Source organism: Pseudomonas sp. FP818, from assembly GCF_030687335.1.
Taxonomy (GTDB): Bacteria; Pseudomonadota; Gammaproteobacteria; order Pseudomonadales; family Pseudomonadaceae; genus Aquipseudomonas; species Aquipseudomonas shahriarae.
In genome coordinates, this window is sequence record NZ_CP117427.1 from 4,735,328 (window position 1) to 4,755,354 (window position 20,027).

Sequence of the window (20,027 nt, forward strand, 5' to 3'; positions counted from 1 at the left end):
GCGCATTATCCTGTGATTGTCCGCGCCTGTCACGGAGCTTGCTCACACCCATGCACAAAGCTGGCGTCAAGGGTTGTCAGGCTCGGGCGACGCGGTACAAACTGCGGGCTTTGTCGCGGCCGTCTACAGGCGGCCCAGCCCACAGGCCGGAGTACAGACTCCAGGCTCTTTGACCTTATATAAGGGACCCGAACATGGAATTGGTTGTAAAAAGCGTTAGCCCCGAAACGTTGAAGACCGCCACCCTCGTGGTCGCCATCGGCGAAGGCCGCAAGCTCGGCGCGGCCGCCAAACAAGTCGATGAACTGAGCGGTGGCGCCATCAGCGCGGTGCTCAAGCGTGGTGACCTGGCCGGCAAAGTCGGGCAAAGCCTGCTGTTGCAAGGCCTGCCGAACCTCAAAGCCGATCGCGTGTTACTGGTGGGTGTGGGCAAGGATGCCGAACTGGGCGACCGCCCGTTCCGCAAGATCATCAGCGCCATCCTCAACACCCTCAAGGGCCTGGGCGGCAGCGATGCGGCACTGGCGCTGGACGAAATCGTGGTCAAGGGCCGCGACAGCTACGGCAAGACCCGCCTGTTGGCCGAAACCCTGCTGGACGGTGGTTACACGTTCGAACAGTTCAAGAGCCAGAAAGCCGAACCCCGCGCCCTGAAGAAAATCACCCTGCTGACCATCAAGGCCGCCCAGGCTGAAGTACAGCGCGCCACCACCCACGCCCAGGCCATCGCTGCGGGCATGGCGTTCACCCGCGACCTGGGCAATATGCCACCAAACATCTGCCACCCGACCTACCTCGGTGAACAGGCCAAGGCCTTGGGCAAAGAATTCAAGGGCCTGAAAGTCGAAGTCCTCGACGAGAAGAAGATCAAAGAACTGGGCATGGGCTCGTTCTATGCCGTGGGCCAGGGCAGCGACCAGCCGCCCCGCCTGATCGTCATGCAATACAACGGCGGCAAGAAAGCCGACAAACCGTTCGCCCTGGTCGGTAAAGGCATCACCTTCGACACCGGCGGCATCAGCCTCAAGCCGGGTGCCGGCATGGACGAGATGAAGTACGACATGGGCGGCGCCGCCAGTGTATTCGGTACCCTGCGCGCCGTGCTGGAGCTCAAGCTGCCGATCAACCTGGTGTGCATCCTGGCCTGTGCCGAAAATATGCCGAGCGGCGGTGCTGCCCGCCCAGGCGATATCGTGACCACCATGAGCGGCCAGACCGTGGAAATCCTCAACACCGACGCCGAAGGCCGCCTGGTGCTGTGCGATGCCCTGACCTACGCCGAGCGCTTCAAGCCCCAGGCAGTGATTGATATCGCCACCCTGACCGGCGCCTGCATCGTCGCCCTCGGTTCCCACACCTCGGGCCTGCTGGGCAACAACGACGAGCTGGTCGAGCAATTGCTCAGCGCCGGCAAGGCGGCCGACGACCGCGCCTGGCAATTGCCCCTGTTCGATGAGTACCAGGAGCAACTGGACAGCCCGTTCGCCGACATCGCCAACATTGGCGGGCCAAAGGCCGGCACCATCACGGCGGCGTGCTTCCTGTCGCGTTTTGCCAAGAACTTCAACTGGGCCCACCTGGATATCGCCGGCACCGCCTGGACCAGCGGTGGCAAGGACAAAGGCGCTACCGGCCGTCCAGTGCCGTTGCTGACCCAGTACCTGCTGGATCGCGCCAAAGCCTAAACGCAACTCTGTAGGAGCCGATTTACAGGCTCCTACAGGTTTTTGCGTGCCTGCCTGGAAATGTAATGACCCAAGTCGACTTCTATATATTGCCCAGCGCCGATCCGTCGGCTCGCCTGGACTTTGCCTGCAAACTCACGGAAAAAGCCTGGCGCATGGGCCACCGCATCTACCTGCACTGCAGCGATGCCGCCCAGCGTGACGACCTTGATGCCCGCCTGTGGCGCTTCAAGGGCGAGAGCTTCGTGCCCCACGGCCCCGCAGAATCGGAGCCGGACAGCCAGGTGGTGCTGGGTGTGGGCGACAGTTGTGGCGATCACCATGACCTGCTGGTCAACCTGGACCTGAAAGTGCCAGCCTTCGCCAAGGGGTTTGCCCGGGTCGCGGAAGTGGTGGTGGAAGATCCGGCTATTCGTCAGGCCGCGCGTGAGAGTTTCCGTTTCTACCGCGAACAGGGCTATTCTCTGCAAGATCACCGATTACAGCGACTCTGAGCACATGATGGACACTTCAAACCCGCTAAAACCGTCTGACCACCTGCTGGATGACCTCGAGTCGATCCGCCAGTTGCTGGGTGATGACAACCTGCAACCGCCGCTGCTGACCGATACTGTCGCAGAAGAGGTACAGATCCCCCTGCTGTTCGATACGGTCGGCGCCAAGCCAGCCGCCGCCGCGCCGGTCGAGCCGCCCGTCGTCCAGGCAGCACCCGCCGCCGAAAAAGCCCCCGATGCCCTGTTGTTGCACCTGGACAACGAACTGCGCGCCGCTGCGCAATTGATCATGCAGGACGTGATCGACGACTTTGCCCCGCATATCGAAACCGAGATCAAGCGCCGGATGGATGCGCGGATGGAGCGGTTGCTCAGCCAGTACCAGTCCTAAGCCACATAGATATCCCCTGTAGGAGCGGGTTTGCCCGCGATGGCGGTGGATCAGTCGATTTGTCGATGACTGACACACCGCTATCGCGGGCAAGCCCGTTCCCACATTTGACCCGCGCCAGCCTTAGCCCCTCTCTTCGTCTCGCCCTCTCCCCTATCCCTCGTTATACTTGCCGGCTTTCCTGAATAAATGCCAACTAGGGTCCCGCCGCGCATGGATAAGACCTACCAGCCGCACGCTATTGAAACTTCCTGGTACCAGACCTGGGAGTCCGAGAACTATTTCGCTCCGCAAGGTGCGGGCGAGTCCTACACCATCATGATTCCGCCGCCGAACGTCACTGGCAGCCTGCACATGGGCCATGGCTTCAACAATGCGATCATGGATGCGTTAATCCGTTTCCGCCGTATGCAGGGCCGCAACACCCTGTGGCAGCCAGGCACCGACCACGCGGGTATCGCCACCCAGATGCTGGTGGAGCGCCAACTGGAAGCCACTGGCCAAAACCGTCACGACCTGGGCCGCGAGAAGTTCCTGGAGAAGATCTGGGAATGGAAAGACCATTCAGGCGGCAATATCAGCCGTCAGATCCGTCGTCTCGGCTCGTCGGTGGATTGGAGCCGCGAGCGCTTCACCATGGACGATGGCCTGTCGGAATCGGTCAAGGAAGCCTTCGTGCGCCTGCATGAAGATGGCCTGATCTACCGTGGCAAGCGCCTGGTCAACTGGGACACCAAGCTGCACACAGCGATTTCCGACCTTGAAGTGGAAAACCACGACGAGAAGGGTTTCCTGTGGAACCTCAAGTACCCGCTGGCCGACGGCGCCAAGACCGCCGAAGGCAACGACTACCTGATCGTCGCCACCACCCGTCCGGAAACCATGCTCGGCGACGCTGCCGTAGCGGTTAACCCGAACGACGAGCGCTACCAGGGACTGATCGGCAAGTTCGTCGAGCTGCCGCTGGTAGGCCGCCGCATCCCCGATCATCGCGGACGACTACTGCGACCCTGAATTCGGCACCGGCTGCGTGAAAATCACCCCGGCCCACGATTTCAATGACTATGAAGTCGGCAAGCGCCATAACCTGCCGCTGCTCAACATCTTCGACAAGAACGCCGCCGTATTGCCGGCCTGCCAGGTGTTCAACCTGGACGGTACGCTGAACGACAGCATCGACGGCAGGATTCCGGCCGAATACGCCGGCCTTGACCGTTTCGAAGCGCGTAAGCAGATCGTTGCCGCCTTCGACGCCGCTGGCCTGCTGGTCAGCGTTGACGACCACGCCCTGAAAGTGCCAAAAGGCGACCGTTCCGGCACCGTGATCGAGCCGTGGCTGACCGACCAATGGTACGTGTCCACCAAGCCGCTGGCCGAGCCGGCAATCGCGGCTGTGGAAGACGGCCGTATCCAGTTCGTGCCTAAACAGTACGAAAACATGTACTTCTCATGGATGCGTGACATCCAGGATTGGTGCATCAGCCGTCAGTTGTGGTGGGGCCATCGCATTCCGGCCTGGTACGACGAGTCGGGCAAGGTCTATGTCGGCCGCGACGAAGCCGAAGTACGCGCCAAGAACAATCTGGGTCCGGACGTCGCGTTGCAACAGGACAACGACGTACTCGACACCTGGTTCAGCTCGGGCTTGTGGACGTTCTCCACCCTGGGCTGGCCGCAACAGACCGAGTTCCTGAAAAAATTCCACTCCACCGACGTGCTGGTCACCGGCTTCGACATCATTTTCTTCTGGGTTGCCCGGATGATCATGCTCACCATGCACTTGGTGAAGAATGAAGACGGCACCCCGCAGGTACCGTTCAAGACCGTGTACGTACACGGCCTGGTACGTGATGGCCAGGGCCAGAAGATGTCCAAGTCCAAGGGCAACGTCCTGGACCCGCTGGATATCATCGACGGTATCGACCTGGAAACCCTGGTGCAGAAACGCACTTCGGGCATGATGCAGCCAAAACTGGCGAAAAAGATCGAGAAGCAGACCCGCGACGAGTTCGCCGACGGCATCGCCAGCTACGGCACCGACGCCCTGCGTTTCACCTTCTGCTCGCTGGCGTCCACCGGTCGCGACATCAAGTTCGACATGGGTCGCGTCGAAGGCTATCGCAACTTCTGCAACAAGATCTGGAACGCAGCGCGCTACGTGCTGGACAAGGGCGAAGACTGCGGCCAGAACGGCGAAGCCTTTGAGCTGTCCCTGGCTGATCGCTGGATCATCTCGCAGCTGCAGCGCACCGAAGCCGAAGTGACCCGCCAACTCGACCAGTTCCGTTTCGACCTGGCCGCCCAGGCCTTGTACGAGTTCATCTGGAACCAGTATTGCGACTGGTACCTGGAACTCTCCAAGCCGGTGCTGTGGGACGAGAACGCGCCGGTCGAGCGCCAGCGCGGTACCCGTCGCACCCTGGTGCGCGTGCTGGAAGTGGCATTGCGCCTGGCGCATCCGTTCATGCCGTTCATCACCGAAGAAATCTGGCAGCGCCTGGCGCCGCTGGCCGGTATCGAAGGCAAGACCATCATGCTGCAACCTTGGCCAGTGGCCAATGAAGCACGCATCGACGAGGCTGCCGAAAGCGATATCGAATGGCTCAAGACCCTGATGCTCGGCACGCGCAATATCCGCGCCGAGATGAACATCGGCCCAGGCAAGCCTTTGGCGGTGTTCGTGAAGAACGCCAGTGCCGAGGACCAGCGCCGTCTCACCGAGAATGACGCCCTGCTCAAGAAGCTGGCGAAGCTGGAGTCGATCACCGTATTGGCTGACGGCGCCGAAGCACCGCTGTCTGCCACCGCACTGGTCGGCGAGATGGAAGTGCTGGTGCCGATGGCCGGCCTGATCGACAAAGGTGCCGAGCTGGCGCGCCTGGACAAGGAAATCCTGCGCCTGCAGGGCGAAGTGCAGCGCGTGGGCGGCAAGCTGTCCAATGCAGCCTTCGTGGACAAGGCCCCGGCCGAAGTCATCGACAAGGAACGCGCCAAGCTGGCCGAGGCCGAACAGGCGTTGGGCAAGCTGGCGGAGCAACGTGCGCGGATTTCCAGCCTGTAAGAGGCAACCCGCGTAAAAAAAGAGACCTTCGGGTCTCTTTTTTTTGGCCCTGGAAAACACCCCGCTTCCCACATTTGCCCGGGGCGGGCTCAGGATGTGTGACAATGGCCGCCACTTTGAGCCAACACCAGAATCATCATGACCGCCCCCAGCACACCCAAACCGCCCCGCAAGAAGCCGAAAACCGCCGCCACAGCCAAGCCCGTGGTGCCACGCAAAGAGGCCACTCTGCATCCGCGCAACCGCCACCAGGGCCGTTACGACTTCCCGGCGCTGATCAAGACCACGCCGGAACTGGCCCAGTACGTGATCCTCAACCCCTACGGCAAGGAAAGCATCGACTTCGCCAGCCCGGACGCGGTGCGGGTGTTCAACCGGGCGCTGCTCAAGGCGTTCTATGGCGTGCAGCACTGGGATATCCCGGCTGACTACCTGTGCCCACCGGTGCCAGGGCGTGCCGACTACGTGCACTTCCTCGCCGACCTGCTGGCCAGTGTCAACGACGGCAAGATCCCCCGTGGCTCGATCGTCAAGGTGCTGGACATCGGCATGGGCGCCAACTGCGTCTACCCGCTGATCGGCTACATGGATTACCGCTGGAATTTCCTCGGCTCCGAGATTGACCCTACCGCCGTGGCGGCCGCCAAGGCCATCGTGCAGTCCAACGACCTGAGCAAGGTCATCCAACTGCGCCTGCAAACCAACCCGAAACATATTCTGCTGGGGCTGCTGGAGCCGGGTGAGCGTTTTGACCTGACCATGTGCAACCCGCCGTTCCATGCCTCCATGGACGAAGCGACCAAAGGCAGCGAGCGGAAGTGGCGCGCCCTGGGCAAGGCCGACCCCAAGCGCAAGTTGCCGGTACTGAACTTCGGCGGCCAGTCGGCAGAGCTATGGTGTGAGGGCGGCGAAGCGCGGTTTGTCACGCAATTGATCGCCGAAAGCGCGCATTTCGCCCATAAAGTGCTGTGGTTCAGCACCCTGGTGTCAAAAGCCTCGAACCTGCCTGCCATCGAGACCGCGCTGAAAAAAGCCGGTGCCCTGGAAAGCCAGGTAGTGGAGATGTCCCAGGGCCAGAAACAGAGCCGTTTTGTGGCCTGGACCTTCCAGACCAAGAACGAGCAGCAGATCTGGCGCCAGCGCTGGGTGCGCTAGAGGTAAATCGCAGGCAACAAAAAACCGTGCCCGGATCGCTCCGGTGCACGGTTTTTTTTTGCTGCGTCTTACTTGTTGATCGAGTCGGTCAGGCCTTTGGCCACAACCAGCTTGATCACTTTCTTCGCAGCGATTTCGATGGCAGCGCCAGTCGAAGGGTTACGGCCGGTACGGGCTGGACGCTCGGTCACTTTCAGCTTGCCAACACCTGGCAGAGTGATTTCGCCGCCGTTGTCCAGCTGGTCACCAACGATCTGAGCCAGTTGCTCCAGTACGGCACGTACTTGAACCTTGGTGGTATCAGTGGATTCGGCGATATCAGCGATCAGTTGGTCTTTAGTCAAAGCCATTGTGGTGTTCCTTCCCTATCAAATTCATTTGGATTGCAGAGTGCAGTGTCAGCCATCGAGCCCGACCGTCATGGCCTGGCACCCCTGGCCATAACCGCGAGAGATCGGGGTTATAGATGCCTGAAACGGGGTTTGGTTCGACCTGACAAATGCTGAATGCACGCTTAACGCCGATACATCGCGTAAGACCGGGCAAAACTAGCACAGAGACGGGGAAATATCCGCTTCTACCTACCCATTTGGTCAGCTTTATCGCTCTAAACCGTGAAAAAAAGGCATCTGACCCGTCAGAGGCCTCCCGAAACCGCTTCAAACGACGCCGCGACCAACGGGTGCGGTACACTGGCGACTTTTTCCGGGAGGCCAACCGCTCCCGCTCAACCAGCCGAGAAGCCCATGCCGATCCGTCATTGCATCGTCCACCTGATCGACAAAAAACCCGACGGCACGCCCGCAGTTCTCCACGCCCGTGACTCCGAATTGGCCGAGTCCGCCGCCATCGAGAACATGCTCGCCGACCTCAACGAGAGCTATAACGCCAAACAAGGCAAGGCCTGGGGTTTCTTCCATGCCGAGTCCGGCGCGCACCCGTTCAGTGGCTGGTTGAAGGAATACTTCGAAGGCGGCAAGGATTTCACCGCCTTCAGCCGGATTGCCGTGGAGCATCTGCAAAAACTGATGGAGGAGTCCAACCTCTCCGTCGGCGGCCACGTGTTGTTTGCCCACTATCAACAGGGCATGACCGACTACCTGGCTATCGCCCTGCTGCACCACAGCGAAGGCGTGGCCGTGACCGACGAGCTGGACGTGACGCCCTCGCGCCACCTGGACCTGGGCCAGTTGCACCTGGCGGCACGCATCAACGTGTCCGAATGGCAGAACAACAAGCAGTCCAAACAGTACATCTCGTTTATCAAGGGCAAGAACGGCAAGAAGGTCTCGGAGTACTTCCGCGACTTTATCGGCTGCCAGGAAGGCGTCGACGGTCCGGGCGAGACTCGCACCCTGCTCAAGGCCTTCAGTGACTTCGTCGAAAGCGAAGACCTGCCGGACGAGTCCGCCCGCGAGAAAACCAAGACCCTGGTGGATTACGCCAGCAGCCAGGCCAAGCTCGGCGAGCCGATGGGCCTGGAAGAACTGTCGGGCCTGATTGATGAAGATCGGCCAAAGGCCTTCTACGACCATATCCGCAACAAGGATTACGGCCTGTCGCCGGAAATCCCGGCGGATAAACGCACCCTCAACCAGTTCCGCCGCTTCACCGGGCGCGCCGAGGGCCTGTCGATCAGCTTTGAAGCGCACCTGCTGGGCGACAAGATCGAGTATGACGAAGCCGCCGGCACCCTGATCATCAAGGGCTTGCCGACCCAACTGACCGACCAGCTCAAGCGCCGTAACTGATGCTCGGCGGGGTACTGAAGAAAGTCCTGCTGGTGTTGCTGGTAGTGGTGGCGATCCAGAACTGGGGCAAGATCGAGCGACTGTTCAATCCGTCGCAGGTCGTCCCGGAGCAGGTACGCGCCACTGCCCGGGTCACGCTGTACAGCACCGAGTGGTGCGGGTACTGCAAGCAGACCCAGCGGTTCCTCGATCAGAAGGGTATCCCCTACAAGACCGTGGACATCGAGAAGGACGCCCAGGGACGCAAGGCTTATGAGGCCCTGGGAGGCGGCGGGATTCCATTTGTGGACGTGAATGGCACGCAGATCCGCGACTACAACCCGGATGCCATCCTGTCCGCCCTGAACCTGTAGGCGCGAGCAAGCCCTAATGCCGACCCGTTAAGCGAACGCAATGCTCAACGCAGCGAAGACCAAATGTGGGATCTACGCCTGACTGAACGGCATTCGAGCAAACCCGCGCCTACAGCGGTTTGATTAACGGATTAAGAAGCCCAGGCGCGGAAAGTGCACATGCACGGTGCCGCCACGCTCATCCTCGCGGCGCAGGATCAACTCTTCGCGACCGGCAAACACCAACTCCCCCGCCACCGGGTCGACGCCGTAGTCGGTCGCGGCGATGGTCACTTGCTGGCCGACCTTGAACCCGTTGGGATCTTCAAACACTTCATCCGGCAACGCCGCAGGCGCGCTATCGCGGGCGATTTCCAGGGCCTGCCCGGCATTCATCTCGCTGGCGGTGCCATGCCCGAAGCCCAGCACCCGAGCAAGCCAGGCGCTGGCAGCCGGATAGTTATCCACAAGCGGCGAGGTCACTGATGAGCCTTTGAGGAACCACAACGGATGGGCCATGGCGAAGTCGGCAATCGACGGTTCGCCAAACAGGAATTCCCCTGACTGACGCTGCAACTGTTGCTCAAGCCGCGCAATGATTGCCGGCCACTGGTGCCGCGCCACCTCCAGCGGCATGCGGGCGGCGCTACCGTCGCCGAACATCTTGCTACGGTCGGCGACCAGCACCTGCAGCAACTGCGGTGGCACCTTGGCAAATTTCACGGCCAGGGATTCGGGTTGGAACACCAGGGCCACGGCATGGGAAAACACCACTGAATCGGCCCAGGCGGCAAAACTTTGGCTGAGCAGTTCCTGGCCTTCGGGAAACAGCGGCGGCGTGGCCTTTTCCTGTTCCAGGCGGCGGGCGATCAGCGCGGTGTCGCAATAAATATCCGCGCCCACCTGCAGCACCGGGGTTTTGCGGTAACCGCCGGTCAGGGCCGTCAGGTCCGGCTTGGGCATCACCGGGGGAATGATCACCGAATGCCAGGACAGCCCTTTGAAGCCCAGGAGCAGGCGGGCTTTTTCCGCGAAAGGGGATTGGGGGTAGTGGTGCAGGATCAACTCAGACATGCCGGACTCCGCCAGATGAAGGAGCGGCCAGATTATCGCGCAAAACCCCGGCGGCCTAGCCATTGGCCTGATGGGAACTGATCAGTCAGATTGATAAGCCCGGGCCAGACACTCCTTGGCGCTTTTCTTGAGCTTCTTTATCAGGCGTTCCTGGCGCAGGGCTTCGCCCTTGCTCGCGCAAGCCTCGGTATACACCAGCGCCACCGCCGGGCTGGACAGAAAAAACCGCGCGCCCTTGCCGCTCTGGTGCATCGCAAAGCGGCGCAGCGGATCGTTGCTGATCCCGCAATAGAGCGCGCCATTGGCCGCCCGGACCAGGTAGACAAACCAGGGTTTGGGCGCGACAGGTTCAGGTGGGCTGTTCACAAAAGGTTCTGGCAAACGAAAAGAGCGCCAATCTTATCAACGACTGGCCTGGAACGCCTTCAACCCTTTCAACGCCTGGCCGCGCACCGCGTTGCGCACCAGCGGCGTCCAGCCCAGCAGCAGGCCCTTGGTGCCAAGGGCCTGACGCGACCAGCGCCACAGGTCGAAATGGTCGTGGTGCTCGCAGATCTTGCCGTCGCGAAACACAAAGCGCGCCTGGATATCGTTGACCACCGTGCGGCCGGTCTGGCTGAACAGGTAGGTCGCCACCCAATGAGCACTGCCTTTGTTGTCGTCACTGTGTACCTGGTCGAAGGTCAGGGAAAAGTCCTTGGCCCGGGTGGTGAGCATGCGCCACATGTCGCCGGCATCGCGCCCGCGCAATTCGCCGAACGCCGGGTCGCTGAACAGCACATCCTCGGTGTAGCAGGCACTCATGGCCTCGGCATCCAGGCGCTGGAAGGCGCCATAGAACTCGTTGATCAGGGCGTTATGGGCGTCGCTCATGGGCAGCATCCGGCGAAGGGTTGAAAGTCACTTACGATAGTGTGCATGGGCCTGCAACACCATCGGCATTGATCTGCGGAATACCTAGGGCACCATCCCGCAGCTGCGAGCATAGGCGAACAGATCCACGTCGGTGGAAATACACAGGCGGTTCATGGCCGTGCTTTTCTGTTTGCTGATGGTGGAAATGCTGCGATTGACCCGCGCGGCGATCTGACTGACCGTCATGCCACTGGCGAGCATGCGCACCACTTCGCGCTCCTTGCCGGACAACTGCGGCTGTTGCGACTGGTCGCCCGTACCCGCCTCCACCAACTGCACCCGCAGGCATTCGCTGACAAAGGTCTGGCCGGCGTGCACCGTCTTGATAGCCAGGGGCAACTCCTTGGCCGAGGCACTTTTGGCGACGATCGCCTGTGCGCCGTGGGCAAAGGAGGCGCGCAAGGTGGCGACGTTGGCAAACATGGTCACCAAAATCACCGGCAACCTCGGGTACTGGCGGTGCAACAGGCTCAGCAGGCCATAGCCGTCAGCCTGCTGGCCGCCCGGCATAGCGAAGTCGGTCACCAGTACGTCGCAGGGCGTGGTTTCCAGCAACCGCAGCAGTTCATCGGGGCCATCGGCCTCCCCCACGACTTTGCACCGGCCGTTCGCCTCGATTACCACTCTCTGCCCGATACGCACAATGGGATGATCGTCAGCAATAATTACGCGAAGCATAAATACCCACGGATGATGGCAACTTGAATCCGCGCAAAATACCTGCGCCGGTCCCCTTCAACAACTGCCTGAGCTCCCGGTTTTTTCATCACGATCAATGTTTGGTAGCCAGCCCGGCAACACCTACAAAATAAAAAGAAAACGCCTACACCAAAAACTTTCAACACAGACTTCCATTTACCTACAAATCGACAAAGGCATCACAGCGAGCCCAAGTAAGTGAGGTAGGTATGCAAGTCAGCCTGGAACGCTTCCAGCTGCGACGCGCTCAATGCTATGCCCTGGGCATGGACGCGCTCGATCAGGCGCATGCCTCGCAACTCCAGGTCCGCCACCCCGAGGAAGGCCAGGCTCCCCACCAGGCGATGCAAGCGCTCGGCGGTCAACGGCGCATTCAGAGTCCGGCACGCATGAGCCAGGCCGACACTGTCCTCCCGGGCTTCGCAAAGCAGGCTGGCGAGCATCTGGTCCACTACAAGAGCATCGCCAAAGGTTTCAATCAGGCCGGCACGGGTCGGCCAGAGTGCCGAAACGGGCACCGGCGCCTGCACATCGGCCGGGCCTGGCAGCCACAATGCCAATACGCTATGCAATTGCCCCAGGGACAACGGCTTGAGCAACCAGGCATCCATGCCTGCATCGCGGCAACGCTGGGGGTCGTCATGTACCAGGTTACCGGTCAAGGCAATGATCGGTACCCGCCTCTGGGCGTTAGCGTGTTCACGCAGACGGATTGCACGGCTCATGGTGTAGCCGTCCATATGCGGCATCTGGCAATCACTGATCACCAGGTCGAATCGCCGTTCGGTAAGGGCTGCCAGCCCGTGCTGCCCGTCGCCGACCAATTGATGGCCCAGCCCGAGCTGTTTGAGGAACCACCCCATTAAGATGCGGTAGGCGGAGTGGTCTTCCACCACCAGTACCTTGAGGTGCTGCCAGTGCACAGGCGGTGTAGGCGAAGGTGTCGGTTCACGGGAAAGCACTGCGTTGGAAAATACGCCAGTCTCCATGGTCACCTCATGATTGCGATGGGTCCTGCAACGCCCAGCGCTCGTAGTAGGCCGGCAACGCTGACGCAACAGCCAGGGGACGTGCGAACACTTCACACGACTGCTATCGCACTACAAAAGTAGCCTTATGAAGGCGGTCATGACGATGCAAAAACTACGAAAAAACCAACTTTCCTACAAAACAAATTAACTTATTCCGACACGCTCCAAACTGATTTCCCTCTCCCGCCGATTGTCGTAATAGTTGTATTTCCCCTGCCCAGTCTCCCCGCTAAATTGCGCCTACCCCGAGAAGAGGGAGCTCAGGCGCCGCCCCGCAGCAGCCCTGAAACCCATAAGCCAAGCCGCCTTGTAAGCCACCCTTCACAAAGGGCAGGTATTGCCGTGTGCGCCTTATCAGCCGAACCTGCACTGGAACAACCTGAACATGAACAAGTCGTTAAACCTGGTGGGCACCGCCCTGTTGCTCGCCAGTGCCTCATCGGCCTTTGCCGCCAGCACCGTGGACCTTACGGTCAAAGGGCTTATCACCCCAAGCGCCTGCACCCTCACCGTGCCGGGCGCTATCGACTTCGGGAAAATCTCGGCCAAAGACCTGAACCCGGACACACAAACACGAATTGAAGACAAGACCCTGCAACTGACTGTGAATTGCGAGGCCATGACGCTGTTTGCGATCAACCCTGTCGATAATCGGGCAGGTACATCGCACGGCACCAATGCCTCAGGCTATGGCCTGGGGCTGATCAATGGCACGGAAAAACTCGGGATGTATGTAGTGATCGTGCGTAACCCCGTCGCCGACATCCCATCGCAAATGCTGCAATTTCGCGATGGCACATGGCGCATGCAGTGGGACGACGACTATGTCGCGCCCAACCGGTTGATTGCATTCGGCAGCTTTGTCCCGGATGTCGGCTACTTGCCGCACCCCCTCGAAACCGCATCCGTGGAGATCGTGCTCAATACCTGGATTGCCCCGGCAAACACGCTGACCCTGACCGATGAGGTGGCGCTGGACGGTTCGGCAACCCTGGAAGTGAAGTACCTCTAAACCGGTCGACGCTGCTTGGACCACTCCAGATAAAGGGCCCTATGTCTATGAACGCTTTTGCCTCCAGACTCCTACTGACATTGCTGTTCACACCGGCGGCATTCGCCGCCAGCACCACCGACCTCGCCGTCAAAGGCACCATTACGCCCAGCGCCTGCGCACCGTTGATCTCAGGCGACGGCACCATCGACTTCGGGAAAATGTCGGCCAAGGACCTCAACGCCGACCAGCACACCAAACTGCCCAATCAATCCATGCTACTGAGCGTGCGCTGTGAAGCACCGACGCTTTTCACCCTGAACACTGTCGACAACCGTGCCGGCTCCTCGGCCAACCACGACAACTGGCATGGCCTGGGCATGACGCCCGGGGGCGAGAAACTGGGAGGGTCCGCCTTTCATCTCTACACCCCGATAGCTGACGGTGCCCCGGTACGGACCATTACCTCGCGAGACGGCGGCGTGACGTGGGAACTGACCAATATGCTCAACCACACCCTGGTGACGGCAGTTGCGAGGGGCAATGACCTGGTACCTATCGCCGTCCGCGCCTTGGACGCGGAGATCCGCCTGTACACCCACATTGCGCCTGCCGATGGCCTGACCCTGACCGACGAAGTCCCCGTCGATGGGCACGCCACGGTCCAGGTCAACTATCTGTAACGCCACACACAGCCCCAATCGAAAGGAACTCGCTCCCATGAAACCCGTGTTCACCGCCATCGCCACCAGCCTGCTGCTGCTTGGCTCTGCCACCAGTTACGCGGCCTCCACCGTCGACCTGACCGTCAAGGGTCTGATCGTCCCCAGCGCCTGTACGCCTAACATGGACCATGGCGGAATCGTCGACCATGGCAAGATTTCCGCGAAAGACTTGCGTGCGGACAGCCCCACACAAATCGGCACCCACGTCCTGATCCTGGGGGTCACGTGCGATGCCCCGATTCAATTTGCCCTGCACGCCATCGACAACCGCGCCGGCTCGTCCCCCACTGCGGCCCAGTTCGGCCTGGGCTTGATCAACGGCACGCAAAAACTGGGCTGGTTCGGGTTGACGCTACGCAACGCGGTCGCCGACGGAATACCGATGCAGCCGATTGCATCCGCAGACGGCGGCAATACCTGGTACAGCGAAAAGTTCTGGAATCCAGGTTTGTACATGGCCGCAGCCACCATGGATGACGCCACCCAGCCGGCCTCCATCCAGGAGCTGGTGGCGGAACTGGTGGTGGAAACCAGCATTGCCCGTACCGACGGCCTGGACCTGAGCAACGAGGTCACCCTCGATGGTTCCGCCACCCTTGAAGTCAAGTACCTGTAACCCTTGGACGCCCATGCCTGGCTGAGACTTGCGGGCATGGGTATTTCTTTCGTATCGGCCGTGTCTACTTCGGCCAGTGGCGCCCACCGATGAACACCTACCCTCGCCTTCTGGCGATCTGGCTTTTGCTGACGAATGGCGCAGCGGCCTTCGCCGCGTCTTCTGTCGATATCACGGTAACGGGGCGGCTGACGCCGGATGCCTGCCACGTGACGCTGTCAGAGGACGGCACGGTTAATCATGGGAAAATTCCCGCACACACCCTCAACGCCAACGAGTTCACCGTACTACCGGGCCAGTTGCTGGAACTGAAGGTGCAATGCACCAGGCCGATGTTGTTCGCCCTGGTGGGGCTCGATAACCGCGCGCAATCCTCACTGGCCCCTGGGTTCTTCTATGGCTTGGGCCGAAACATCCACGTCCCGGCCGAGCGCCTGGGGTCCATCGCCCTGTCCTATCGCAACCCCCAGGGCGACTCACAGCCCATGCAGGTCCTGGCCTCCACCGACAGTGGCGAAACCTGGCGCCCGGAACCCAATGCGTACCCCAAATCCTATGTCGGCTTTGCCCTGCCCGGAGATCGCCAGCCGGACTTCATCGGCCAGTTGACGACTCAATTGCGCATCGACACGTCGATCAACTTCACCCAGTACCTGACCCTGAATCAGGAGGTGCCGCTCGATGGCTCCATCGTGCTGGACCTGCGTTACCTCTGACCTCTTCACGCTGCCCCAATGGAAGACCCCGGCATGACCACAACCTTACTCAAAACAGCAACCTGCTGGCTTGCCCTGTCGCTGCTGCTTGGCGCACAGGCCCAGGCCGACGGCATGGTGCCGGACACCTCCGTGGTGATTATTTACGAAGCCGAGGGTGAGGCCGCCGTTTCAGTGACCAACACCGACGGCCAGCTCGCCTTGTTGCACGTCACCCTGGAAGACATTCCCGAAGACACCGAACCCCTGCTGGTAGTCACGCCGCCACTGTCGCGGGTGGAGCCGGACAAATCGCAATTGGTCCGTTTCATCCTGCAAAGCCAACAACCGCTGCGTACCCAGCGGCTCAAACGGGCGATCTTCGAAGGTATGCCCCAGGGCCGTTCCGCGGCCAAAGCCGGGCACGCACAGGTCGGCGTGACGGTGCGCCAGAACCTGCCGGTGATCATCCACCCCAAGGGTCTGGCCCTCAATCGCACGCCCTGGACCAGCCTGACCTGGTCGCAACAGGGCAGTACCTTGCACGTGCGCAACGACAGCCCGTATGTGGTGCGCCTGGCCCAGGACCTGCGCCTGCTGCCCGGTGACGGCAAAGCCATGCTGCCTCGCACCTACGTGTTGCCCGGGGAGACCCTGAGTGTGCAGGCCAGCGGCGGCCCCGCCACTAAAGTGCGACTGCAACCGGCCACCGTCTACGGCTTTGCGGCTGCCGCCTACGAAGCCCCGATCATCTGACGAGCAACAAGAGGTTCCCGACCCGCCACAGACGCCCTTCAATCGAGTGCCTTTCGTGAAAACAATATTGAGCTCCCGTGACGGCGAAGCAGTGCCCGACACTCCCGCTCGCCTTGCCTTCCCCGCGATGCTGCTGGCCTGTGCCTTATTGCCGGGCAAAGCCTGGGCCGAAGCACGGCCCGGCTTCGACGCCACCACCCTGCACCAGCGCGGCATTGACCCAGAGTTGGCCAACCTGCTGCTGGACGCCCCGCGCTTTGCCGCCGGCAGGCAGGCGGTGAGCCTGCGGGTCAACGGCCAGCCTCGTGGGCGCCTGGAGGTGGGTTTTGATCAACAGGGCGTACTGTGTTTTGACCGATCCTTGCTGGACGCCGCCAACCTGACGATCCCCGGCGACGAAGGGCCCTGCCATGATTTTCTCGCGCAGTACCCACAAAGCCTGGTGGAGCCGGACCCCGCCAGCCTCAGCGTGTCCCTGGTGGTGCCGACCGATGCATTGCGCCCGGTGCAACAAGACGTCTCGGGCTATGAAACCGGCGGCGTCGCCGGCTTGCTCAATTACGATCTCACAGGGTTCTATAACCGCTTCGGCGACGGCAACAGCCGGTTTGGCTCGGCCAATACCGAGGTGGGTTTCAACGCCGGCGACTGGATCGTGCGCAGCCGCCAAGTACAGACCTGGCAGGATGGGCTGTCGCGCAGCACCCATCTGGAGGCCTATGCCCAGCGCACTTTTGCCAGCCATCAAGCCGTGCTGCAAGCCGGGCAGATCAGCCTCTACAACCCGGTGTTATCCGGTGCGCAGATCACCGGGGTCCAGGTCCTGACCGAACAGGCTCTACTGGCACAGGGGCAAAGCGCGACCATCGACGGTATTGCCAACAGCCCGGCGCAAGTCGAGGTGCGGCAGAACGGCGCGTTGATTCACTCCACGGTGGTGCCCGCCGGCCCGTTCTCCCTGACGGACGTACGGCGCCTGAACTCGCGTTCGGACGTCGAAGTCACGGTCAAGGAAAGCAGCGGCGGCGAGCGACGCTTCACCGTCCCCGCCGCCATGCTCGGCCTCGGGTTGCCAGCACCGGGGTACTCGGTGGCGGTGGGCCGTGTGCGCAATATCGGCGATGCCCAGGGCGACGATCCGTGGGTCGCCAGCGCGGGCTGGACCGGTGCCGTGCACTCGCAACTGTCCCTGGGCAGCGGCGTGCTGGTGTCCAGTGAATACCGGGCTGCGGGGCTGAGCCTGGGTTGGCTGCCGTGGCTGGACAGTCAGATCCAGCTGTCCACACAGCTCGCCGATACCCAGGCGCGGGACAAGGTCCGTGGCCTGCAAACCGACCTGTCCTGGGCCCAGCGCCTGAATGATCAATGGTCGTTCAGCGTGGCCAATTCCTGGAGGACACCGGGCTATCGGGAACTGGAAGAAGCCACCTACGCGCCCGACACCACCCAGCAACCGCGCTCCCGTTATCGCGATCAACAAAGCGCCACGCTGGGCTGGTCCCACCCGTGGCTGGGGGCTTTCAGTGCCGGGGTTTCGCGCTCGAGCAGCGCTGACGGCGAGAGCAGCAGTCGCGGCCTGGCGTCCTGGGGCACCAGCGTCGGCGGGGTGTCATTGTCGGCCAGTGCCGAGTGGCAGATGGGCGGGCGCCAGCAGCAGGACAACGCGGTGTACCTGAACGTCAGCCTGCCCCTGGGCGAGAGCCGCCGCGTGCGGGCCTGGGTCCGCAACTCGGGCAGCGAACATCGCACGGGGCTGGGGCTGAACGAACAGATCGACGATCAATTGAGTTACCGCGTCAGCGCCGAACACGACACCCGCGACCAGCAGGTCGAAACCACCCTCGGCCTCTCGGCCCTGCCCCGCTACAGCCAACTCGATTTCAGCTACAGCCGCGCCGATGCCGAGCGTTCGAGCTATCAGGGCAGCGCCCGGGGGGGCGTGGTGCTGCATGGTGGCGGTGTCACGTTGTCGCCGTATGCGGTGCGCGACACCTTTGCCGTGGTGGCGCTGGGCGACATGGGCGGTATCAAGCTGAGCACGCCCAGCGGCCCGGTGTGGACCGACTGGCAAGGCCAGGCCGTGGTGCCCCAGGTGAGCGCCTATGGCCGCAGCCCGGTGGAAGTGCAGACCCGCTCGCTGCCGCGCAACGCCGATATCAACAACGGCCTGACCATGATCTCGGCCGGGCGCGGCGCCGTGCAACGGGTCGAATTCGGCGTGACCTTGACCCGTCGAGTGTTGCTCACCGCGCGCACCGCGCAGGGGGCGTTGCTGCCCCGTGGCGCCTCTGTCAGTACCGCCAGCGGCGAGTTCGTGACCCTGGTGCAGGACGGTGGCCAGGTGTTCCTGCCCAACGTGCTGGAGCAGTCCGAATTGTGGGTCAGCGCACCAGAGATGGAGCGCTGCCGGCTGCAGTTTGAACTGTCGGCCAAGGGCGATCCCCAGGTGTACTTCGAAACCGCGCCAGCGAGCTGCAACGCCTTATGAGGACGATCACCATGCGCCTTTTCCGCGCTCCAAAGCGACTGATGGCGGTCGTGCTTACCGTCGGCCTTGCCGGCAATGCCCTGGCCGATGACGAGTGCCAGTTGACCCTCAGTGAATCCCTGCTGGATTTGGGCCTGATGAGCCGCCTTGCACAAAACGACAGCGCCCCCCAGCGCCTGCTCGGCGAACGCCGCCTGAGCCTGAACCTGAGCTGTCCGCAACCGGCGGATATGAGTGTGTTCTATCGGGCCCTGGCGGCGAATGCGCAATACCTGCAATTTACCGAACATGGACACTACGCCCTGCAAGTCAGCGATGGCGTGCTGGATGGCCAGGCAGTGGAGCTGGGGTTACTACCGGGCGCCGGCCAGCCTCCCGCCACCGTCGCCACAGCGTTGAACTGGCGTCCAGGCCATGGGGTGGTGCCGATGGTCCGCGGCACTCCGGTGCAAGGCCAGCACTTTTCCCTGCAAGTAAGCCTCAGTGCCTGGGCCGACGTGGCCGCGACCCACGTGCGCGATGCGACCACCTGGGAAGTGTCGGGCACCTTCGACGCCCCCCAAAGCGGACGCTACCGGGAACTGACCCTGCGCGCCCACTTCGCCCCCGTCGCTTGCACACCGCAGTTATCCAACGGCGGCCTGGTGGATTACGGCACCTTGCTGGCCAAGGACCTGAGCGCCACTGCAGAAACCCCGCTGCCCACCCGTACGTTGCAGTTTTCCGTGAATTGCGATGCCCCCGCACGCTTCGCCCTGGTGATGCACGACAACCGATTCGGCTCGGCCACCGGCGGCACCGATGAGACCGCCTACGGCCTGGGCGTGGATGCCAGTCACAACAAAATCGGTCGCTACTATCTGAACATCGACCCGGCGGACTTCAGCGCCGATAACCTGGGCACCCTCTATCGCACCGACTCCACCAGCAACGGCCAGGCCTGGAGCAGCGCCACCGCCCGGCAGATCCCGATCGCCGCCAATAGCCTGATGGGGTTTACCGACAGCATCGGCAGCACCCTGGGGCCGATTGCCGCTCAACACCTGGTCGGCACGGTGCGCATCAAGCCCTACCTGGCCCCCACCCAATCCATGGACCTGCGCAACGTGGTGCGTATCAACGGCTCCGGCACCCTGGAAATCATCTACCTCTGACCTCTGGAACCTTC

Annotated in this window: 19 protein-coding genes and 1 pseudogene; 14 read left to right on the forward strand and 6 right to left on the reverse strand. The window is 61.8% G+C overall.

The genetic code is table 11. The features are described 5' to 3' along the window. Nucleotides 1–194: 194 nt before the first annotated feature. From PSH80_RS21475 to rlmF, 5 genes and pseudogenes are all read left to right on the forward strand, one after another. Nucleotides 195–1,685, forward strand: a complete 1,491-nt coding sequence (locus PSH80_RS21475; protein WP_057438272.1) for a leucyl aminopeptidase — start codon at nucleotides 195–197, stop codon at nucleotides 1,683–1,685. 65 nt (nucleotides 1,686–1,750) lie between these two features. Beyond that, a complete protein-coding gene (locus PSH80_RS21480; protein WP_057438270.1) occupies nucleotides 1,751–2,179 on the forward strand; it encodes a DNA polymerase III subunit chi in 429 nt (142 codons plus the stop codon). A gap of 7 nt (nucleotides 2,180–2,186) precedes the next feature. Then, nucleotides 2,187–2,570: a hypothetical protein gene (locus PSH80_RS21485; RefSeq protein ID WP_057958551.1), complete on the forward strand. Its 384-nt coding sequence runs from the start codon at nucleotides 2,187–2,189 to the stop codon at nucleotides 2,568–2,570. A gap of 213 nt (nucleotides 2,571–2,783) precedes the next feature. Then, nucleotides 2,784–5,631 (forward strand): annotated as a pseudogene (locus PSH80_RS21490) (valine--tRNA ligase). A 138-nt stretch (nucleotides 5,632–5,769) separates the two neighbouring features. Continuing rightward, nucleotides 5,770–6,786, forward strand: a complete 1,017-nt coding sequence (gene rlmF / locus PSH80_RS21495) for a 23S rRNA (adenine(1618)-N(6))-methyltransferase RlmF (protein WP_057958549.1) — start codon at nucleotides 5,770–5,772, stop codon at nucleotides 6,784–6,786. A gap of 68 nt (nucleotides 6,787–6,854) precedes the next feature. Here the strand turns inward: rlmF and PSH80_RS21500 are convergent, their stop codons facing one another. Beyond that, a complete protein-coding gene (locus PSH80_RS21500) occupies nucleotides 6,855–7,136 on the reverse strand; it encodes an HU family DNA-binding protein (RefSeq protein WP_038443110.1) in 282 nt (93 codons plus the stop codon). 396 nt (nucleotides 7,137–7,532) lie between these two features. Between PSH80_RS21500 and yejK the strand changes: the two genes are divergently transcribed. Next, nucleotides 7,533–8,537 carry a nucleoid-associated protein YejK gene (gene yejK / locus PSH80_RS21505; RefSeq protein ID WP_038443112.1) on the forward strand — a complete coding sequence of 335 codons (1,005 nt, stop codon included), beginning with the start codon at nucleotides 7,533–7,535 and terminating at the stop codon, nucleotides 8,535–8,537. Continuing rightward, nucleotides 8,537–8,890 carry a glutaredoxin family protein gene (locus PSH80_RS21510; protein ID WP_057438267.1) on the forward strand — a complete coding sequence of 118 codons (354 nt, stop codon included), beginning with the start codon at nucleotides 8,537–8,539 and terminating at the stop codon, nucleotides 8,888–8,890. The genes yejK and PSH80_RS21510 overlap by 1 nt, the downstream gene beginning before the upstream one ends. Nucleotides 8,891–9,013: 123 nt before the next feature. On the opposite strand, the gene PSH80_RS21515 is transcribed toward PSH80_RS21510, so the two are convergent. From PSH80_RS21515 to PSH80_RS21535, 5 genes are all read right to left on the reverse strand, one after another. Further along, nucleotides 9,014–9,943, reverse strand: coding sequence for a glutathione S-transferase family protein (locus PSH80_RS21515; protein ID WP_305418242.1), 930 nt, complete (start codon nucleotides 9,941–9,943; stop codon nucleotides 9,014–9,016). Nucleotides 9,944–10,024: 81 nt separating this feature from the next. Beyond that, entirely contained in the window at nucleotides 10,025–10,309 is a 285-nt protein-coding gene (locus PSH80_RS21520) for a GIY-YIG nuclease family protein (protein ID WP_057444436.1), read from the reverse strand. A 36-nt stretch (nucleotides 10,310–10,345) separates the two neighbouring features. Beyond that, entirely contained in the window at nucleotides 10,346–10,816 is a 471-nt protein-coding gene (locus PSH80_RS21525) for a nuclear transport factor 2 family protein (protein WP_057444437.1), read from the reverse strand. 84 nt (nucleotides 10,817–10,900) lie between these two features. Beyond that, nucleotides 10,901–11,536 carry a response regulator transcription factor gene (locus tag PSH80_RS21530; RefSeq protein WP_057438263.1) on the reverse strand — a complete coding sequence of 212 codons (636 nt, stop codon included), beginning with the start codon at nucleotides 11,534–11,536 and terminating at the stop codon, nucleotides 10,901–10,903. 200 nt (nucleotides 11,537–11,736) lie between these two features. Then, nucleotides 11,737–12,546, reverse strand: coding sequence for a hybrid sensor histidine kinase/response regulator (locus tag PSH80_RS21535; RefSeq protein WP_057958546.1), 810 nt, complete (start codon nucleotides 12,544–12,546; stop codon nucleotides 11,737–11,739). A gap of 427 nt (nucleotides 12,547–12,973) precedes the next feature. Between PSH80_RS21535 and PSH80_RS21540 the strand changes: the two genes are divergently transcribed. From PSH80_RS21540 to PSH80_RS21570, 7 genes are all read left to right on the forward strand, one after another. Continuing rightward, complete coding sequence (locus tag PSH80_RS21540; protein WP_057438259.1) at nucleotides 12,974–13,600, forward strand: DUF1120 domain-containing protein; 627 nt, start codon at nucleotides 12,974–12,976, stop codon at nucleotides 13,598–13,600. A gap of 47 nt (nucleotides 13,601–13,647) precedes the next feature. Then, nucleotides 13,648–14,262 (forward strand): DUF1120 domain-containing protein, encoded by a 615-nt coding sequence (locus PSH80_RS21545; RefSeq protein ID WP_057958544.1) that lies wholly within the window; start codon nucleotides 13,648–13,650, stop codon nucleotides 14,260–14,262. 37 nt (nucleotides 14,263–14,299) lie between these two features. Further along, nucleotides 14,300–14,920, forward strand: coding sequence for a DUF1120 domain-containing protein (locus PSH80_RS21550; RefSeq protein ID WP_169989496.1), 621 nt, complete (start codon nucleotides 14,300–14,302; stop codon nucleotides 14,918–14,920). An 89-nt stretch (nucleotides 14,921–15,009) separates the two neighbouring features. Beyond that, complete coding sequence (locus tag PSH80_RS21555; protein WP_115128933.1) at nucleotides 15,010–15,636, forward strand: DUF1120 domain-containing protein; 627 nt, start codon at nucleotides 15,010–15,012, stop codon at nucleotides 15,634–15,636. A gap of 33 nt (nucleotides 15,637–15,669) precedes the next feature. After that, nucleotides 15,670–16,371, forward strand: coding sequence for a fimbria/pilus chaperone family protein (locus tag PSH80_RS21560; protein ID WP_057958542.1), 702 nt, complete (start codon nucleotides 15,670–15,672; stop codon nucleotides 16,369–16,371). A 55-nt stretch (nucleotides 16,372–16,426) separates the two neighbouring features. After that, nucleotides 16,427–18,859 (forward strand): fimbria/pilus outer membrane usher protein, encoded by a 2,433-nt coding sequence (locus PSH80_RS21565; RefSeq protein WP_225923820.1) that lies wholly within the window; start codon nucleotides 16,427–16,429, stop codon nucleotides 18,857–18,859. A gap of 11 nt (nucleotides 18,860–18,870) precedes the next feature. Next, nucleotides 18,871–20,013, forward strand: coding sequence for a DUF1120 domain-containing protein (locus PSH80_RS21570; RefSeq protein WP_057958540.1), 1,143 nt, complete (start codon nucleotides 18,871–18,873; stop codon nucleotides 20,011–20,013). The last annotated feature ends 14 nt before the right edge of the window (nucleotides 20,014–20,027 follow it).

Excerpts from the sequence above, each read along its gene's own strand:
- PSH80_RS21540 (WP_057438259.1), top strand. The coding sequence starts at position 12,974 with ATGAACAAGTCGTTAAACCTGGTGGGCACCGCCCTGTTGCTCGCCAGT.
- PSH80_RS21550 (WP_169989496.1), top strand. The coding sequence starts at position 14,300 with ATGAAACCCGTGTTCACCGCCATCGCCACCAGCCTGCTGCTGCTTGGC.
- PSH80_RS21560 (WP_057958542.1), top strand. The coding sequence starts at position 15,670 with ATGACCACAACCTTACTCAAAACAGCAACCTGCTGGCTTGCCCTGTCG.
- PSH80_RS21475 (WP_057438272.1), top strand. The coding sequence starts at position 195 with ATGGAATTGGTTGTAAAAAGCGTTAGCCCCGAAACGTTGAAGACCGCC.
- PSH80_RS21515 (WP_305418242.1), bottom strand. The coding sequence starts at position 9,943 with ATGTCTGAGTTGATCCTGCACCACTACCCCCAATCCCCTTTCGCGGAA.
- PSH80_RS21555 (WP_115128933.1), top strand. The coding sequence starts at position 15,010 with ATGAACACCTACCCTCGCCTTCTGGCGATCTGGCTTTTGCTGACGAAT.
- PSH80_RS21570 (WP_057958540.1), top strand. The coding sequence starts at position 18,871 with ATGCGCCTTTTCCGCGCTCCAAAGCGACTGATGGCGGTCGTGCTTACC.
- PSH80_RS21525 (WP_057444437.1), bottom strand. The coding sequence starts at position 10,816 with ATGAGCGACGCCCATAACGCCCTGATCAACGAGTTCTATGGCGCCTTC.
- PSH80_RS21500 (WP_038443110.1), bottom strand. The coding sequence starts at position 7,136 with ATGGCTTTGACTAAAGACCAACTGATCGCTGATATCGCCGAATCCACT.
- PSH80_RS21510 (WP_057438267.1), top strand. The coding sequence starts at position 8,537 with ATGCTCGGCGGGGTACTGAAGAAAGTCCTGCTGGTGTTGCTGGTAGTG.
- PSH80_RS21485 (WP_057958551.1), top strand. The coding sequence starts at position 2,187 with ATGGACACTTCAAACCCGCTAAAACCGTCTGACCACCTGCTGGATGAC.
- PSH80_RS21535 (WP_057958546.1), bottom strand. The coding sequence starts at position 12,546 with ATGGAGACTGGCGTATTTTCCAACGCAGTGCTTTCCCGTGAACCGACA.
- PSH80_RS21480 (WP_057438270.1), top strand. The coding sequence starts at position 1,751 with ATGACCCAAGTCGACTTCTATATATTGCCCAGCGCCGATCCGTCGGCT.
- rlmF (WP_057958549.1), top strand. The coding sequence starts at position 5,770 with ATGACCGCCCCCAGCACACCCAAACCGCCCCGCAAGAAGCCGAAAACC.
- PSH80_RS21530 (WP_057438263.1), bottom strand. The coding sequence starts at position 11,536 with ATGCTTCGCGTAATTATTGCTGACGATCATCCCATTGTGCGTATCGGG.
- PSH80_RS21545 (WP_057958544.1), top strand. The coding sequence starts at position 13,648 with ATGAACGCTTTTGCCTCCAGACTCCTACTGACATTGCTGTTCACACCG.
- yejK (WP_038443112.1), top strand. The coding sequence starts at position 7,533 with ATGCCGATCCGTCATTGCATCGTCCACCTGATCGACAAAAAACCCGAC.